Below are 16,517 nucleotides of genomic sequence, written 5' to 3'. Positions count from 1 at the left end.
GGTCATTCGCGAAGAAACATTCTCTTACTATCTGGGATAAAGTCAATAAGTTACCGCGTGTGGGGTTGGGGGGGAGGGAAGCTGCACCGGAGCAACACAAGGCGCTCCCGGTGTATAGGAGTAACCGAGACACTCCGCTCAACGGTTTATAGTAGTTTGAATGAAAAAACTAAATTAGATTCGTGATCTAATTTGTTAGTATGCTTCGATAAAGTCACGAAAGAAAACCCAAGGAAGAGTATTCATATGCGACATTTTCGTCTGTCCTTTATTCCCTTACTCGCTACATTTTGCCTACCCGCTTTTGCACACCAGGCGACACTCGATAAAGTAAAAGAAGCTGAAGGCCTGCTTAATGCGCGAGTGGGCTATGCGGAACTGGATCTCACCAGCGGTAATCTGCTGGAAAGCTATCGCCCGCAAGAACATTTTCCCATGATGAGTACATTTAAAGTGCTGCTATGCGGCGCGGTATTATCACGCGTTGACTCCGGGCATGAGCAACTCGATCGTCGCATACAGTATCATCAACGTGATCTGGTCGAGCATTCACCCGTAACTGAACAACATCTTTCCGACGGTATGACCGTGGCCGAATTATGCCGTGCCGCCATAACTATGAGCGATAACACTGCGGCCAATTTACTGCTATCTACGATTGGCGGGCCACGGGAATTAACCGCGTTTTTGCGCAAAACGGGTGACAAGGTTACGCGTCTTGATCGCTGGGAACCGGAATTGAACGAAGCCTTGCCGGGCGATGAACGCGATACGACAACCCCTAAAGTTATGGCGCAGACGCTGCGCCAGCTGTTAACCGGCAAGACACTGACAGCAACCTCACAAAAGCAATTAATGGACTGGATGGAGGCGGATAAAGTCGCCGGGCCACTTTTGCGTTCGGTACTTCCGGCTGGCTGGTTTATTGCCGATAAAACGGGTGCAGGTGAGCGAGGTTCGCGCGGTATCGTCGCGGCACTGGGGCCTGATGGTAAACCTTCCCGTATCGTAGTGATCTACTTAACAGGGACGCAGGCAACTATGGATGAGAGAAACAAGCAGATCGCAGAGATAGGGGAATTACTGATTAAATATTGGTAAATGAATTAATGCAAATAACATTATTTAAAAGCTTATCTAGAAGAGCATCGACAATTTTTGAACAGTCGAATTGGAGGAAGAGGATGATGGCTGCCAGATATTTCATTTAACTGTATTAGCTCAGACCTGATCTGACAGTTACCGGTTATTTATACAGGTATCTGTCAGGTTACATCTGGCTTAAATTTTTCTCGGCCCAGATGCGCTTTCCATCAAGTAATGTTTCCATTGGCGTCCGGCCACAGCACATTTTCCCCTGATGAGTTCGCTCATTATTATAGTGAGCCAGCCATTCATCAAGATCCGATTGTAATGTATCAAGATCGCCATATAACTTTTTGCGGAACGTCACCTGATAAAACTCGTTCAGTATCGTTTTATGGAACCGCATCGCAGATGCCGTTGGTCTGTGGTGACATCGCCTTAGTTTTTGTGTGTCCGATGTCATTTATCGCCAGATAAAGCTGATAATCATGGTGGTCCACTTTGCCGCAATATTCTGTACCTCTGTCTGTCAGTATTCTCAGCATCGGCAGGCCCTGAGACTCATAAAATGGCAGTACACTATCATTCAGCAAATCAGCTGCTGTAATCGGCGCTTTGGTGACGTAAAGCTTTCAGTGAGCCACCTTCGAGTACGTATCAACGAACGTCTGTTGATAGATACGCCCGACGCCTTTCAGGTTGCCCACGTAGAACGTGTCCTGTGAACCCAGATAACCCGGATGAGCGGTTTCAATCTCACACAATTTAACTTATGTTGAGTGCAAATCTCGTTCATTGAATACATGGTTATTAAATATTTGTTTTTAAATTAATTTTCACTATCATTAATCACCCTCCAATAATTCACTTCATGAACGAGTGCTATGGGACCATTTTTTGAACTATTTTTACACGTAACTAACCTACCTGATTATATCTATCTATCCGGCAAGGGTACCTACAAGCACACCTGTTTTATTGAAGCCGATGCGACGCTGATAGACGACATTTTCTTGGAAATGATGGAATACGCCGAGAAAAATCCCCGTCCGGTATTCCACTTGAATGAGTTATACCATGCCTCGCGCAATCTGAAAAAGCATGACTACTATGTCATTCGTCATTTTGTGAAACATTTCGGAGAGGATTACGGTTTTTACTTTGACGGAAAATCTCAGGCGGATTCGGTCGGGCTGGAGAAAGGCTTTAAGAACATCACGCAAAAGGACGTCATCGTTGAAGCGATGAACAACAACGATAAGCCACTAACGAAACCTGAAATTGCCAATTTGCTGAAGAGTAAAAGCCTAGCACATGCGTCGTTTTATCTGGACAACATGATTGAACAGGGGAGTGTTGTTCAGGTGGATCGCATGCTCTACACCACGCCTGCCTGTGCCTATAAAAACATCGTCATCGACGACTATTTAGCGGCCCTTCATGCCCTGCTTCTGCATTTTGGTAAGCCGGTGGAGCCATCCATTTTTAAAGAACAATTGAACATACAATTTGAGCGAAGCTACTCGAAATATTTCTATGCTTCCCTTGCCCGGTTAAATGCCAAAGCAAAGGGTTGGCACCGTAAACATAGCCTCTATTCGGTCACGGAGATCCCTTTTAGCAATATATCATCGGCGATGGATACGCTCTGCGATTCAGGGGCCGCACTGCAGCAGAATATTGATGTCCTGCAGGCAAATATCGCTATTACTCGTGAAACGGCCGCCATTGCCATTCAAAACTGGCGCACTGCACGATTTACGGTCAATGGCTAACCTTGCAATTTCCCCAGTATAACGGGAAGCGCAGCAATATTTTGCAGTGACCATAAGATCATGAAACTTGATGAAGTGGAATGGTAATCCTCCCATTTTTAACGGAGGTGATAAGTAGAATCAGGTCATGCGTTGAATATGCTGCATCGGCGTGTAGCCATTCAATGCCATATTCGGACGCTCGTCCGGTTTATCAGCGCATCCACGCCACCTTCATCGGCCAGTTCGCGGTAACGATAAAATGTATCACGTGAAACGCCCATGATTTTACAGGCTTTCGATACGTTGCTGAGTTCTTCCGCCAGATTGAGCAAACCGGCTTTGTGTTTGATAACGGGCTACAACTTAACTTTAGCAAACGACTGATTCACCGGTAAGTTCCTGAAAGAGAGGCGCTCATGAACTTAAGTACAAACCCAGCATATTTAACATAATATACATTATGCGCACCATGGTTGAGATAGGCGGAATCTAACACTTTGCACGCTGTCATTGCTGGTTCTGCTTTTCTGCACAAACGTCTTTCTCTAGCCGAATCGCCATTGCATCCGCGTTTCGTTCTGGACTTTGGGGATCTTGTCTTGCCCTTGAGCGCCGTTTCCGGCGCTCAGGAACTTCATAATCCAAACCAAACGTCAGATCATAATCCATTGTGTTATGACGATTCACCAAACCCTTCAGCAAAAGCAGTTTTAAGTTCATTCATAAAAGCCTGTTCATCTTCTCCTTCACAAATCAGTTCTATCATCGTGTTGCCTTTCACGCCGGCACCAAGAATGCTCATCATACTTTTAATCGGGATGGCCTTGCCATTATTCACCAACACCAGTGACGACCGGTATTTCTTAACGATTTTCGCCAGCGTTGCTGCGGGCCTGGCATGTAATCCCGTACTGTTAACCACCCGTATGGATTGCTTAATCATTTCCGCGTCCCTCATGCAATTATTTAGCCTGGTGCAACGCTGAGTGATCTTTGTTCATCATAATGATTTTGGCATAGACATCCTCTTCGACTGCCTGTTTAGCGTTTGCCATTACCCGCGCCAGATTCGCCTCGTTATTATTGTGCACATACGCCTTGCCAACCGCAGTAATAAAAGCCTTGCGTAAATCGCTGGCGATATTCACTTTCACCACGTTGTAATTCACAAAGCTACGCAAAATATCGGCATCAATTCCTGAACCACCGTGAATCACCAGTGGCACCGGAGTAACGGCGGCAATACGCTGAAGCAGCGGGATATCAATACGCGGAATATCCTCCAGACCATGTACGTTGCCCACCGATACGGCCAGCATGTCACAACCGGTTTGCTCAACAAACCTCTGCACCTTCTCCGGCTCGGTTTTGCAATCTGCTTCGCTGACGTGATCGTCTTCTTTGCCGAGAATCGCACCAAGTTCAGCTTCGACAGGTACGCCGAAAGACTTGCAGAAATCCACAGCCGCGCGAGTAAAATCAATATTCTCTTCAAAAGATAAGGCTGCACCATCAATCATCACGGAGGTGAAACCCGCGCGCACAGCCATTTTAACATCATCCAGGGTTTTACCGTGGTCGAGATGTAGGCTTACCGGAACATCCATTTTATCGGCATGGCGTTTAACGATTTCATAAATATAGTCGTAACCTGAAAGTTGCGCATTGGTGGGTGCAATCTGAATAAAATTCGGTAATCCAGAGCGCTCAATAGCGTTCAGAATTGAAATTGTGGTTTCCAGATTGGTGGTATTAAATGCACCCGCAATCACGCGTTTTTCCTGAATCCGGTTGAGTAAAACCCTACCATTAACTAAAGGCATGTTAACTCCTTATCTCTGGATGATATTAATAAAATATAATTACCTATTGCATGGAATTATCTAATGGTGGGAATACCTAATGGTGGGAATACCCTCCTGTGATAATTTGAAATTATAAAATTCCAGCCAGTGCTTTTGATATTCCTTTATTTTTCCTGCCCGTTGCGGATTAGGAAAGTAACGGCCAGCAAGCGTTATTGAGGGCGGCGATAAATCCGGGCAGGCAACCAATAATGCGCCAACAGAAACCGCCTCATCAAAAGCTATTGCTTCTACCGGGCATTGCAAGACATCGGCTTTTAACTGTAGCCAGAACGGATTATTCACTGCTGGGCCAATGACCTTCAGTGGACGCCCTGCTGGTACGTTAAAACAGCCATAACAGTTAGCGAATTCCATTGTCAGGCCCATAAAAATGCTTTCCACCAATGTATCAACCCCCAGCGTATCCCCCAGGCCATACAGCAATCCACGGGTAGCACGGTTTTTATTTGGCGAACCCGAGCCCCGCAGATGAGGAATAAACACGGGCACGGCGTTTGGCGACCACGAAGCCTGTTGATAGCGAAGCCAGACTCGCGCTAGCGCTGAGTCTATTTCTTCCTCTGTTAAGCGGAATGTACGGCGCAACCACTCAAGGGCGTAACCGCCAATCGGCAGAGAGGCAAACAGTGTGCATAAATCACCGTCAGAGTAACGGCCATTCGCCAACTTATTTCGCTGGGCCTGTGCATCCAGTAAAGGCTGTGGGGTTAGCAGTAAAATGCCTTCGGTGGTTCCCGTCGAGTTCAGTGCTTCACCTGGCACCAATTGCAACGCCCTCGCCCCAACCATATGGTCATGTCCCGCCAGGGTGACGCTCACGTCACTCGTTATGCCGAGTTCTTTAGCAAGCACAGGAGTGACCCATCCCGCGATCTCGCCGGGTTCCAGCAGTGGCGCCAATACATCAAACGGGATTTTCAGCAACTCAGCGGCTTGTTGTGACCACTTGCACGTAGTGACGTCCAAACACAATGTGCGGCTGGCGAGCGTAATTTCGGTACGTTTTTGCCCGGTCAGCAACCACAACAACACTTCTGGCGCATGTAACCAACACATCCCGCGGTGTTTCGGCAGCGGATAGTTTTCCAGCAGCCATCGCATTTTGAATGCGGAGTAATTACTGTGCGGCGGCAAACCGGTAATCGAATACAGCTCCTGCTTTTGTGCTTCATTCAGCGCTGAAAGATAATCCTCACCACGCCGATCATACCAGGCCAGCATCGGCGTCAGGATAGTACCGTCTTCGTCGATAAACACCCCGGATTCACCAAAACTGGCGATACTGATGCGGCTGATCGCCACGGGCGTTAGCATGATCAGTTCAGCCATAACGCACTTTATTGTTTGCCAAAGTTGGTTAATATCAAAATCGACATCGCCCTGCCCTGAAACCCGTTTTGGCGTCGGGAATTTACGCACATCCATTACACTTGCATCGAGGCAGGAATAACAGCTGACTTTACAGTTGGTGGTACCAATATCGATAACGATCGCCGCCGTGTTGTCAGGCATATACCGTTCCTTTTGTCAGACGAAATACAGCATAAAGCGCCAGCGCGACAACCGGAATTAAGCCCATTGCAATGAAATTGCCATTGAAGATTTCCAGCAACCAAAAACGGAACGGATTCCCCCCGTCCAGAAAGCTGGATACTTGCCCGCTAGAACCTTCAGCGAATTTGAAATTAACATCTTTCGCCATCTCGGTAATAAATGGCGCAATTTTGGTAGCAATCCACAGGTCGGCCACGATGACGGGAATAGCGGTGATCACGGCACGGAAGATATTGCCGCGGCAGGCCAATACGATCATGGATGCCATCACCGCCAAGTTGGCCAGATCGCCAAGCGGCAGCACTTGATTACCCGGCAGGATAAAGGCGATAAAGACCGAGATTGGGGTCAGCAGCAGAGCCGTGGAGATAATCGCTGGATTCCCTACCGCTACAGCAATATCTAGCCCGATATAGAGATCGTCGCGGCCCGGATATTTGGCATTGAGGTATTTCTTAATGGCTTCAGACAAAGGCAACAGCCCTTCCATCAGGATACGTACCATGCGCGGAAGAATGAACATCACCCCACCAATGCTGATACCAAGCAGCAGAATGTGTTTAATATCGTAGCCAGCAATCACGCCCAACATGACACCAAGAATGGTGCCGACCATCATTGGCTCACCGAAAATACCGAATTTTTTCTGAACACTTTCCGGATCAATATTAATTCGGTTCAGCCCGGGAATTTTGTTGATCACCGCGTCGAACAGTAACCCGATGGGGAAAAAGACTGCCGACGATAACGTGGGTAAGGAGATCCCTTCTAGGCCAAAGTATTTACGGACCAGCGGCGCAGACCAGTCTGCCAGTTTCAAAACCACGATGGCTGCTACTGCTGCCGCCAGCAACCCCAACACAAAACTGCCGGTGCTGTAGTAAACTAGTGTCCCTGCTAATGCAAAGTGCCAATAGTTCCACATATCGACATCCACCGTGCGGGTTTTATTTAACGCCAGCATAGCGACGTTAATTAGAATGGTGAGCGGGATAACAAAAGGCGCTATCGGTGAACCCCAGGTAATTGCGGATAGCGGTGGCCAACCAAGATCGACGACCGGCAGGTTAATACCGGTCCGTTCAACCATCGCCTGGGCCGCCGGGCCTACACTGCTGGTGAGAATATCGAATATGGCGTAAATACCGACAAAGCCGATCCCTACCGTTAATGATGAGCGAAGCGCTTTCGCCGGTTTGACTTTAAAACAAAGGGCCAGAATAAAGAGTACCAGTGGCAATAATACAGTCGGGCCAAAACCCAGAATATATTGCACAATGGTATAAAGTGTATGTGCTAAATTGTTCATATCAGACCTCTACTCAGGTATAACCAGATACTTTATAAGCATCCGGATATCTTGGCTGAATTTATTTAATTTAATTATTATTGGCTTTTAAAATGGCGACTATCTGTTCAAGGACCTTATCTTCACCTACACCGGTAATAATAGGAAGGCCATTAACCACGGGGATATCAAGTTCATAGGGAACTTTCGTGGTCGAAACTATCAGTGTGGCGCCACTTGTGTTATTGGGCAACGAAGCAACATTGGTCTGTGAATAATCAACCTTTAGGCCATGTTCTTTGCAATACACCATTACTTTTTCAGTTACTGCTGTGGATGTCGCAATGCCCGTTGCACAAACAAATAATATTGTTTGACTCATAATTCACCTCTTTCCACTATTTTAGTTAAAATGGATTGATAAATCTCCTCATCATCCATGGCAAGAAGGCGTTGCATAAACTCGCCATCCTGAATGATATCCATGATCAACCCCAGGACGTTGAGCTGTTTATTGCTTTCTCCCAGAGCCAACAGAAATACTACCTGAACAGCTACCGATTCGGGAGCTCCACCCATATCGGCAAATATCACTGGCTTTGGCAGCACACCGATGCTGATAGCATTGTGGCGTACGTATTTGTGGTCGGTATGTGGAATCGCTACCCCTACCGGCTCAACTGGAAGCCCCGTGGGGAACTTTGCTTCGCGCGCGATCACATGGCTGGCGAAATCCTCTACAACCATGCGATCGTTAATTAACGGACCGGCAAGCTGGTGAATTAGCGCTTCTACCGACAATCCCTGAGGAAGATGTTGTACATAGTGACGACGAAAATGAATATCTTGCATAATATCCTCGTGACTTAGTTGGCGTCTCTGCGTTGTAATATGGTGCCAAGATAATATTTATTACCTTTTAACCAGACGTTCCCGAACTCTACCGGTAAACCATGAGAAAAAAACACCAGTTGTTCAAGGTGTAATACAGGGGCATCTTCACTAATATCGAGGTAATGCCCACGGTCATTCCCAATTAGTCGTGCTGCATAACGGCTTTCTGAGTATCTGATTTTATTATTTGATAGTTTTTCAATCGTGGGGAATAAGTTATTTTGTGTAAAATCCACATCTGTTATTCCTGGGCAGAGTTCAATGTTAATACGGTTTTCAATTAACATCACTTTCTCGTCGCCAATACAGCGGAGACGTTCGAGAAATAAAATATCTTGGCCGGATTTAATATTTAGCTTTTCCGCCACATAGCGGTTTGCCGGCTCAACCCGTGAGGTGATCACTCTGGTTGTGAAGTGTATTTTTTGGCTTTCCAGTGATTCTGCAAAAGATAGCAGCCCTTCACCTAGTGGATAGGCAATATTCTCTTTTTTCACGAAGGTGCCTTTCCCCTGAACCTGAACCAGTACGCCCTCCCTGACCAGTTGGTTAACCGCTTTTTTTACCGTTCCCCGGCTGACGTCCAGCATATCCATAATCTGAAATTCAGAAGGAATGCGATCGTCTTCAACCAGTTCACCGCTATAAATGTTCTCCCTAATCCACTCAACCACCTGTTGGTAGAGTGGGATTTGCGAACTTTTGCTTAACGTTTTCGAGCCATTCATCTGAACGTCCAAAGTTGTCTATAGACAATCATGTACAATGTAGTGCTTATGATAGGTAAATCTGTTGGGAAGTGGCTCGAAGGGGGTCACACTTTGGGGGAGCGATTCAGGATCCATTTTCTGTGAGTCACATCACGAACCAGGTGAAATCCTTGGTGAAGAAAATGAGGGCGACTGAAAATGGGGGAAAGAAAAACAGAAGGGAAATGGGCAATACAAGCACCGAAAACAGAGCCAACTGCGGCCCTTTTCCCGATCGCGCTACGCGAAATCTGTAAAACATGACCAGCTAAGTCCCTGCAGATTTGTTCAAAACGCACCAATGGAATCGCCGAAAAGCTGGCCGCAAAATCAAACGCATACCACCCACTTCGGCTCTAACCAGAATGGTGAATTTCAATAAGACTGATGCTGTATTTAACATAACAAAGTGACATTGTCACTCATGATGGGTGCAATTACGCCCCTTTCCAGGCTTAACCAGCAACAACCTCGCCGTTGCTGGCCATGTGTAACATGTTAGTTCAGCGTATATTGCAGCGTGATTTCTGCTTTGAGCAGTTGCGACACCGGGCAGCCGGCTTTGGCTTTGTTGATGATTTTATCGAAGGTGGCTTCATCAATCCCCGGCAGTTTCACCGTGCTGGTAAGCTCAATTTTGGTGATGGCAAAACCGCCGTCGACTTTATCCAGAGAGACATTGGCCGTGGTATCAATCGATTCGGGCGTGTAACCTTCTTCGCCAAGCATCAGCGATAACGCCATGGAAAAGCAGCCTGCGTGCGCAGCGCCGATCAGTTCCTCCGGGTTGGTGCCCGGTTTGCCCTCGAAGCGAGTATTAAAACCGTACGGCTGCTGTTTCAGCGCGCCGCTTTCGGTCGAAATGGTGCCTTTCCCACGCTTAATATCGCCTTCCCAATGTGCCTGGCCTTTCTTATGAATCGTCATGCCGTCTCCTTTATCCGTTCAGATTGGCGCCTGGCAGGCACCACCGTCGTGACATTCAACATTGTCACCTCACCTTAAACCCTAGTTCACATCCGGCAAAAAAGCCAAGCCGGTATAGTTAACTAATTGATTTTTATTAATTCATATATTGAGGGGGAATGTTGAGATGATAATCGGCCCCCACGCTATGCCGGGGCCGATGCAAGGCCGCATCGGGCCAGTCAGGCGCGAGCTGCCTGCTGCGGCACTAATGCAATATGGGATAAACGGAACGTCATTCCCGCGGCAATCAGCGTGATAACGCTGCAAACCAACAGGCCGGCATCAATGGCGTTGATCAAGGTATGACGCGCCAGGATCACGTCTGCGGTGATCGGGTTGTTGCCCAGGCTAAGCAACTTGCCGGGATCGGCCCAGTGCTGCCAGGCTTCTTTTAACTCGTTACGTTGTAACAACCAGTGGTACAGCGTCATCAACAACAGGCTGGTTGCCGCGGTGCCGAGCAGCCCGCCCACCAGGCGGAAAGATTGCAGTAATGCCGTGGCAATGCCCAAATGTTCGCGTGGTGCCAGCGTTTGGGTGAAAATGGTCAGGTTTAGCAAAATAAAGCCCAGCCCTACGCCGGCCATCAGCATCAACAGCAGCAACTGGTGAAAACTGCCCTGCGCCCCGCTTAGCGCCAGCCCCAGGCAGGCAACGCCAAGCAACAGAAAACCGGATACCGGCAACAACGCCGGGTTGCGCAGCCGGGTGACGATCCGCCCGTTGATGATTGCGCCAACGGTAATGCTCACGCCCATCGGGGTTAACAGCAACGCGGCCTGTTGTGCCGAGTAGCCATAGCCGGCCTGGAATAACAGCGGCGCGAAATACAGCAGAATAAACATCACCGCGCCTGCCAGCGTGGAGAGGATGAACAGTTGCCGCAGCGTGCCGGCAACGAACAAAGATGGCGGTAACAGAGGAGATACGGCGCGTTTTTGCTGGGCAAGCAGCGCCAAAAGCGAAGCCAGCGCGGCCAGCATCAGCGCGATAACGCCAACTATATTCATCTGTGAAGATAATCCCGTCACCCCTAACTGCAGGCAGCCAAGCAACGTTATCACCAACAGCCCACCCAGCCAGTCCAGATGAATATCGTGCTGTTGCACCGGCTTAAAATAGGGCAAATAACGCCAGGCGATGACTAACGCCACCACGCCGCACGGCACGTTCAGGTAGAACACGGCGCGCCAGCCGTAATGTTCAGTCAGGATCCCGCCGACCGTCGGCCCCAGCGCGTTGACGATGCTAAACGCGGTGCTAAGCAGGATTTGCCAGCGCAGCCGGCGGCGCATATCGGGGAACAGCTCGGGAATGCAGGCAAAAGCGGTGCCGATCAACATCCCACCGCCAATGCCCTGCAGCGCCCGCCAAATCACCAGCATCAGCATACTGCCGGCCTGGGCGCACAGCAGCGAGGCCAGCGTAAACACCAGCGTTGCCGCAATCACAAAATATTTGCGCCCAAAATAGTCGCCCAAGCGGCCAAAGATCGGCACGGTGACGATGGATGTCAGCAGGTAGCCAGTAGCCAGCCAGGCATAGAGATCAAAACCACCGAGATCGGCCACAATGTAAGGCATGGTATTGCCGATCACGGTCTGATCAAGCGCCGAGAGCATCAGCGTCAGTGAAAGCCCCAGCATAGCCAGCAAAGCGCGCCGGAAACCTAACGGCGCTGGCGTTTCTATTTTGGGCATGGTCATTCCCCGTATTTAGCGCAGCTGTGCCACGGCGCGCGCCATACGGTTGGCGCCTTCAAGCAAAGTATCGATATCCGTGGCGATCGACAAACGGAAGAACGGTGAAATGCCATAGGCGGCGCCCGGCACCACGGCCACCCCTTCGCTTTCCAGCAGATACAGCACCACATCATTGTCATTCTGCAGCGTGTTGCCCTGCGGCGTTTGGCGCCCAAGGATGCCGGCGCAGTTGACATACAGGTAAAACGCCCCATCTGGCTTTTTGCACGCCAGGCCTGGAATGTTGTTGATGGCTTCCACCATCCGATCGCGCCGCAACCGGTAGGTTTCGCGGCTGCGATCGATAAAATCGGTGCCGCTGCCCAGTGCCGCCAACGCCGCCGCCTGGCTCACCGAGCAGGCATTACTGGTTGACTGTGATTGCAGCGTGCCCATCGCGGTGATTAACGCTGCGGGGCCGGCGGCATAGCCAATGCGCCAGCCGGTCATGGCATAGGTTTTTGATACGCCGTTCACCACCAGGGTGCGGTCTGCCAGCGCAGGCTCAACCGCCAGCAGATGGCAAGGTTGGCTATCGTCAAAACGAATGTGCTCGTAAATATCATCCGTCATGATCGCCAGCCCCGGGTGCTCCAATAGCACATCGGCCAGTGCGCGCAGTTCGCTCTCGGTATAGCTGGCGCCGCTGGGGTTGCTGGGTGAATTGAGTAACAGCCAACGGCACTCTGGCGTGATGGCCGCTTGCAGCTGTTCGGCGGTCAGTTTAAAGCCGTTCTCTTCCTGGCAGGCCAGGATCACCGGTTCCCCTTCACAGGCCAGCACCATATCCGGGTAAGAAACCCAGTACGGCGCCGGGATCAGCACTTTGTCGCCCGGCTCCAGCGTGGCGGTCAGCGCGTTGAAAATCGCGCTTTTGGCGCCGCAGGTGACGATAATGTTGTCGGGTGAGAAGCTCAGCCGGTTTTCCCGTTGGAATTTGTCGGCAATCGCCTGGCGCAGCGCCGGTGTACCGTTATTCTGCGTGTAGCGTGTTTCGCCCCGCTCAATCGCCGCACAGGCGGCCTGGCGAATAACCTCTGGCGTATCAAAGTCCGGCTCGCCGGTCACCAAATTAACGATCGATTTGCCGGCGCGGCGCAGCGCGTTGGCACGATCGGCCGCCGTGCTGCTGGGCGAGGTCTTGATGCGGGTGATGCGTGAAGCGATGCGAATTGCACTCATGACAAACTCCTGATGCCTTTGTGGATTGAAAATACGGTAATAGAGAGCCTGTACCGGCGCTAAGAGGAGTTCGTTCTGGTTCAATCGCGTTGGCTTATGGATAAGCACCAGCAATAGCATAAATGCATTGCTACTGTGCAGCACGGGAGCGAGCACCATTGCTGCTCTCGTGATTATTTTCAAAATAACAATTAAATTACATATAGTTATAGTGTATTGAACATTAATGGCAAAAGCTGGCTTAAGAATTGCTTAACCCTTCATGATATCTTTTGTTATGAGGGTAAAGACCATGAATCTCAGGCGATTAAAGTACTTTGTGAAAATTGTCGATATCGGCAGTTTGACTCAGGCTGCTGATATTCTGCATATTGCCCAACCTGCGTTAAGCCAGCAATTGGCGACGCTTGAGAGCGAAGTAAAGCAGCAACTGTTGATCCGCACCAAACGTGGCGTAACCCCCACCGATGCCGGCAAAATCCTTTATACCCACGCCCAAGCCATCCTGCGCCAGTGCGAGCAGGCGCAAAGCGCCATCGACGGTTCCGCGCAGTTGCTTTCCGGCACCGTCTCCGTTGGGCTGGCGCCCGGCACCGCCGCCAGCCAACTGGCGCTGCCGCTGTTCAAGGCCGTTAAGCAACAACACCCCGGCATCCTGTTGTATTACAATGAAAACTTCGGCATTACGCTCAGCGAGCTGATCATGAGCGGGCGTATGGATATGGCAGTGCTGTACGGAAACCGCCAGATCCACGGGTTATCGTTTGTCCCACTGATGAAAGAAGACCTTTACCTGGTCAGCAGCAGCGCCAAAAAACCGCAAGGCAACACGGTTGATCTTGAACAGGTGGCGGCAAAAGATCTGTTTTTACCGCAGTCTTATAACTTTATGCGCAAGATGGTGGATGATGCCTTTGCCGCCCGCGGGCTGACCGGGCGCGTGGTGTGCGAGATCGAATCGGCCACCACGCTCACGGCGGCCGTGGCCAGCGGTTATGGCGCCACTATTCTGCCGGAGTCTGCCGCGCGCACCCTGCTCGCGCCCGCCGGCGCCTGGATGGCGAAGATCGTCAACCCAGGGATCCAGGCCCCATTATCATTCTGTTCGTCCGACCATCTGCCGCTTTCACAGCCTGCACAGGCGGTGAAAAAAATCCTGCTAGCGTTGATGGCCGAACGGGCGCCGGATAATCGGCCCCTTGCGTTGGCCTAACGCGCGGTGTGATAAGTCTCGCTTATTACCACAAAACGAAACCCTCTTAGTGGATGGGATAAACGGCACGCTACAGTGCGAATACCACTCACAAGAAGCCCCTTTCGCCGCTTAAGGGGCCATAAGAGGTAACGATGGACCTTGCGCAACAGTGGGTTAACCCGCAATTGAGTTTATTAGGTACGCGGACAATGCTATTTGAAGCGCCTGGCTCGCTGTGCCTGGAAAACCAGCAGCGTATCTGGGCGCTGGCCAAATTTGCCGAGGAACTGCCGGAGATCGCAGAAACGGTGCCGGGCATGAACAATTTGATGCTGGTGCTGCGCCGGGCGCCGGAAGCCCCTGAAGAGATGTTCAGCAAGCTGCTTAAGCAGTGGCAGCGCGATGAACGTATGCAACTGCAGGGGAAAACCATCGAACTGCCGGTGGTATACGGCGGTGAATATGGCCCGCATCTGCACGATGTCGCCGAACACAGCGGCCTCAGCGTGCATGAGGTCGTCACGCGCCACTGCGCCCCGCTCTATCCGGTATATGCCCTCGGCAGCCACCCAGGTTATTGCTATCTCGGCGATATGGATCCCAGCATCGCTACCCCACGCCGCCAAACGCCGCTGATGAGCATCCCCGGCGGCGCCGTTTCAATCGGTGGGCTGCAAACCGGGGTATCCGCTTCGGCTGGCCCCAGCGGCTGGAATACCATCGGTCATACCGATTTCGTCTTTTTTGATGCCTACGCCTGCCCACCGGTCACCCTGCAACCGGGCGATAATATCGCCTTCAAAGCCGTGGGGGTGCAGGCATGATCGTCATTGACAGAACCACCCCACTTAGCAGCGTGCAGGATCTTGGGCGCACGGGCTGCCTGCACTACGGCGTTGGCACGGCGGGCGCCATGGATCCACTGGCGCTGCAATTGGGCAATGCCTTGCTGGGCAATGATCTCAACGCCGCCGCGATAGAAATCCCGCTGTTCCCGTTCCAGGTGCGCTTCCTCGCCGATTGCCGGTTTGCCGTGACCGGTCATGACGGCAAGGTGATGCTGGACGATGAGCCATTGCCTTTCTGGTGGTGCACCCAGGCGCGTAAGGGCCAACGTTTAACCTTGTCGGCATCGAATAAGACCACCCGCGCGTATCTGCATTTGCCTGGCGGCGTTGATGTGCCGCAGGTGCTCGGCTCCCGCAGTACCCAACTGCGCGGCGAGTTCGGCGGTTACCAGGGGCGTGGCCTGCAAAACGGCGATCGGCTCAACGCCGCCGCGCCAAGCCAGGATGGCCCGGTAGATTTCGGCATTGTTCCCCCGCTGTTGGCGTTTGGCCTGAATGATGCGCCCGAACGGGTGATCCGCGTGCTGCCGGCGGCGGAAAACAACGCCTTTACCGAAGCCTCGCGCCGGGCCTTTTGGCGCCAGGCCTGGCAAATCACCCCACAAAGCAACCGTTACGGTTACCGCCTGGCGGGTGAACGCCTGGTGGCCAACGCGCCGATGGAAATGCGCTCACACGGCATTATCCCCGGCGTTATTCAGGTGCCGCACAACGGGCAGCCGATTATTCAGATGCGCGACGCGCAGCCGAGCGGCGGTTACCCCAAATTCGGCACCGTGATTGATGCCGACATGTGGCTGCTGGGGCAAATTCCGGTCGGTAGCAAAGTGCGTTTTGCCGAGGTGACCTATCAGCAGGCGCGGGAGGCCGAGTGCCAACAGCAGGCTTATCTGCACAAGGTGATTGAGCAAATCGCCTGTTACCGGCGCTATGCGGATTAACCCCCTATTTTGGAGATGATGTGATGTTGGCGATTGCCGAACTGCGCCAGATTGCGCACAAAATAAGCCAGTCTGGGGTGCAAGACATTGAAATTGCGGGCAGCCACTACCGGGTGCGCATGCGGTGTGCGCCCCGCTACCCCCAACCGCGACCACAGGCGGAACCCCTGCCGGTGGCGCAGGCCGAGCCTGAAAACAAAGTTATCACGGCGCAACGGCCGGGCATTATTTGGTTTACCCATCCGCTGAACGGCAAAGCGATATCCACACCGGGCGAAACCGTCAAGCCCGGCGCGTTGCTGGCGCTGCTCAGCATTGGCCACCTGATGCTGCCGGTGCGCAGCCCGGTTGGCGGCACGTTGCTGGAACACTGCGCCGCCAACGGCAGCGTGGTGGAATACGGCAGCGAACTGGTTGCCCTGGCCGAGAACGATTAAGGAGAAC

The 16,517-nt window shown here is 51.4% G+C and carries 15 protein-coding genes and 3 pseudogenes; 6 read left to right on the top strand and 12 right to left on the bottom strand.

Translation table 11 applies throughout. From position 1 onward, the window contains the following. Positions 1 to 246: 246 nt before the first annotated feature. Positions 247 to 1,101 carry a class A beta-lactamase gene (bla, locus tag ACN28Q_RS24335; protein ID WP_413541216.1) on the top strand — a complete coding sequence of 285 codons (855 nt, stop codon included), beginning with the start codon at positions 247 to 249 and terminating at the stop codon, positions 1,099 to 1,101. A 169-nt stretch (positions 1,102 to 1,270) separates the two neighbouring features. Here bla and ACN28Q_RS24330 read toward each other — a convergent pair. Continuing rightward, positions 1,271 to 1,844 (bottom strand): annotated as a pseudogene (locus ACN28Q_RS24330) (integrase core domain-containing protein); the annotation flags it as partial. A gap of 162 nt (positions 1,845 to 2,006) precedes the next feature. Between ACN28Q_RS24330 and ACN28Q_RS24325 the strand changes: the two are divergent. Then, positions 2,007 to 2,861, top strand: a pseudogene (locus tag ACN28Q_RS24325) (sigma factor-like helix-turn-helix DNA-binding protein); the annotation flags it as partial. 182 nt (positions 2,862 to 3,043) lie between these two features. Here the strand turns inward: ACN28Q_RS24325 and ACN28Q_RS24320 are convergent. The 11 genes and pseudogenes from ACN28Q_RS24320 to ACN28Q_RS24270 all read right to left on the bottom strand — a co-directional run. Further along, positions 3,044 to 3,193 (bottom strand): annotated as a pseudogene (locus ACN28Q_RS24320) (helix-turn-helix domain-containing protein); the annotation flags it as partial. A gap of 323 nt (positions 3,194 to 3,516) precedes the next feature. Further along, the gene (locus ACN28Q_RS24315) at positions 3,517 to 3,786 is read right to left on the bottom strand and encodes an HPr family phosphocarrier protein (RefSeq protein ID WP_095849187.1); all 270 of its coding nucleotides are present in this window, start codon (positions 3,784 to 3,786) and stop codon (positions 3,517 to 3,519) included. 19 nt (positions 3,787 to 3,805) lie between these two features. Beyond that, positions 3,806 to 4,666 (bottom strand): class II aldolase, encoded by an 861-nt coding sequence (locus ACN28Q_RS24310; protein WP_095848692.1) that lies wholly within the window; start codon positions 4,664 to 4,666, stop codon positions 3,806 to 3,808. A 60-nt stretch (positions 4,667 to 4,726) separates the two neighbouring features. Beyond that, positions 4,727 to 6,223, bottom strand: coding sequence for an FGGY-family carbohydrate kinase (locus ACN28Q_RS24305; RefSeq protein WP_095848691.1), 1,497 nt, complete (start codon positions 6,221 to 6,223; stop codon positions 4,727 to 4,729). Next, on the bottom strand, positions 6,216 to 7,574 hold the full coding sequence (locus ACN28Q_RS24300; RefSeq protein WP_095848690.1) for a PTS galactitol transporter subunit IIC: 1,359 nt from the start codon (positions 7,572 to 7,574) through the stop codon (positions 6,216 to 6,218). Before ACN28Q_RS24300 ends, ACN28Q_RS24305 begins: the two co-directional genes overlap by 8 nt. Before the next feature lie 70 nt (positions 7,575 to 7,644). Beyond that, positions 7,645 to 7,935 (bottom strand): PTS sugar transporter subunit IIB, encoded by a 291-nt coding sequence (locus ACN28Q_RS24295; RefSeq protein ID WP_095848689.1) that lies wholly within the window; start codon positions 7,933 to 7,935, stop codon positions 7,645 to 7,647. Further along, positions 7,932 to 8,405, bottom strand: coding sequence for a PTS sugar transporter subunit IIA (locus ACN28Q_RS24290; RefSeq protein WP_095848688.1), 474 nt, complete (start codon positions 8,403 to 8,405; stop codon positions 7,932 to 7,934). The genes ACN28Q_RS24295 and ACN28Q_RS24290 overlap by 4 nt, the downstream gene beginning before the upstream one ends. 14 nt (positions 8,406 to 8,419) lie before the next feature. After that, complete coding sequence (locus tag ACN28Q_RS24285) at positions 8,420 to 9,175, bottom strand: GntR family transcriptional regulator (RefSeq protein WP_095848687.1); 756 nt, start codon at positions 9,173 to 9,175, stop codon at positions 8,420 to 8,422. A gap of 519 nt (positions 9,176 to 9,694) precedes the next feature. Beyond that, the gene (locus ACN28Q_RS24280) at positions 9,695 to 10,123 is read right to left on the bottom strand and encodes an OsmC family protein (protein ID WP_095848686.1); all 429 of its coding nucleotides are present in this window, start codon (positions 10,121 to 10,123) and stop codon (positions 9,695 to 9,697) included. Positions 10,124 to 10,344: 221 nt separating this feature from the next. Continuing rightward, positions 10,345 to 11,865: an MFS transporter gene (locus ACN28Q_RS24275; RefSeq protein ID WP_095849186.1), complete on the bottom strand. Its 1,521-nt coding sequence runs from the start codon at positions 11,863 to 11,865 to the stop codon at positions 10,345 to 10,347. A gap of 15 nt (positions 11,866 to 11,880) precedes the next feature. Further along, positions 11,881 to 13,089, bottom strand: a complete 1,209-nt coding sequence (locus ACN28Q_RS24270; protein ID WP_095848685.1) for an aspartate transaminase — start codon at positions 13,087 to 13,089, stop codon at positions 11,881 to 11,883. Positions 13,090 to 13,381: 292 nt separating this feature from the next. Between ACN28Q_RS24270 and nac the strand changes: the two genes are divergently transcribed. The 4 genes from nac to ACN28Q_RS24250 all read left to right on the top strand — a co-directional run bounded on the left by nac (position 13,382) and on the right by ACN28Q_RS24250 (position 16,510). After that, on the top strand, positions 13,382 to 14,302 hold the full coding sequence (gene nac / locus ACN28Q_RS24265; RefSeq protein WP_095848684.1) for a nitrogen assimilation transcriptional regulator NAC: 921 nt from the start codon (positions 13,382 to 13,384) through the stop codon (positions 14,300 to 14,302). Between the two features lie 191 nt (positions 14,303 to 14,493). Then, positions 14,494 to 15,108, top strand: a complete 615-nt coding sequence (gene pxpB / locus ACN28Q_RS24260) for a 5-oxoprolinase subunit PxpB (RefSeq protein ID WP_230469535.1) — start codon at positions 14,494 to 14,496, stop codon at positions 15,106 to 15,108. After that, on the top strand, positions 15,105 to 16,073 hold the full coding sequence (locus ACN28Q_RS24255; RefSeq protein ID WP_095848682.1) for a 5-oxoprolinase subunit C family protein: 969 nt from the start codon (positions 15,105 to 15,107) through the stop codon (positions 16,071 to 16,073). The genes pxpB and ACN28Q_RS24255 overlap by 4 nt, the downstream gene beginning before the upstream one ends. Before the next feature lie 20 nt (positions 16,074 to 16,093). After that, positions 16,094 to 16,510, top strand: a complete 417-nt coding sequence (locus tag ACN28Q_RS24250) for an acetyl-CoA carboxylase biotin carboxyl carrier protein (RefSeq protein WP_131928983.1) — start codon at positions 16,094 to 16,096, stop codon at positions 16,508 to 16,510. Positions 16,511 to 16,517: the final 7 nt, after the last annotated feature.

Origin of the sequence: Gibbsiella quercinecans, from assembly GCF_002291425.1 — a bacterium.
In the GTDB taxonomy this organism is placed as follows: domain Bacteria; phylum Pseudomonadota; class Gammaproteobacteria; order Enterobacterales; family Enterobacteriaceae; genus Gibbsiella; species Gibbsiella quercinecans.
This window is presented reverse-complemented; position numbering and strand designations above follow the sequence as displayed.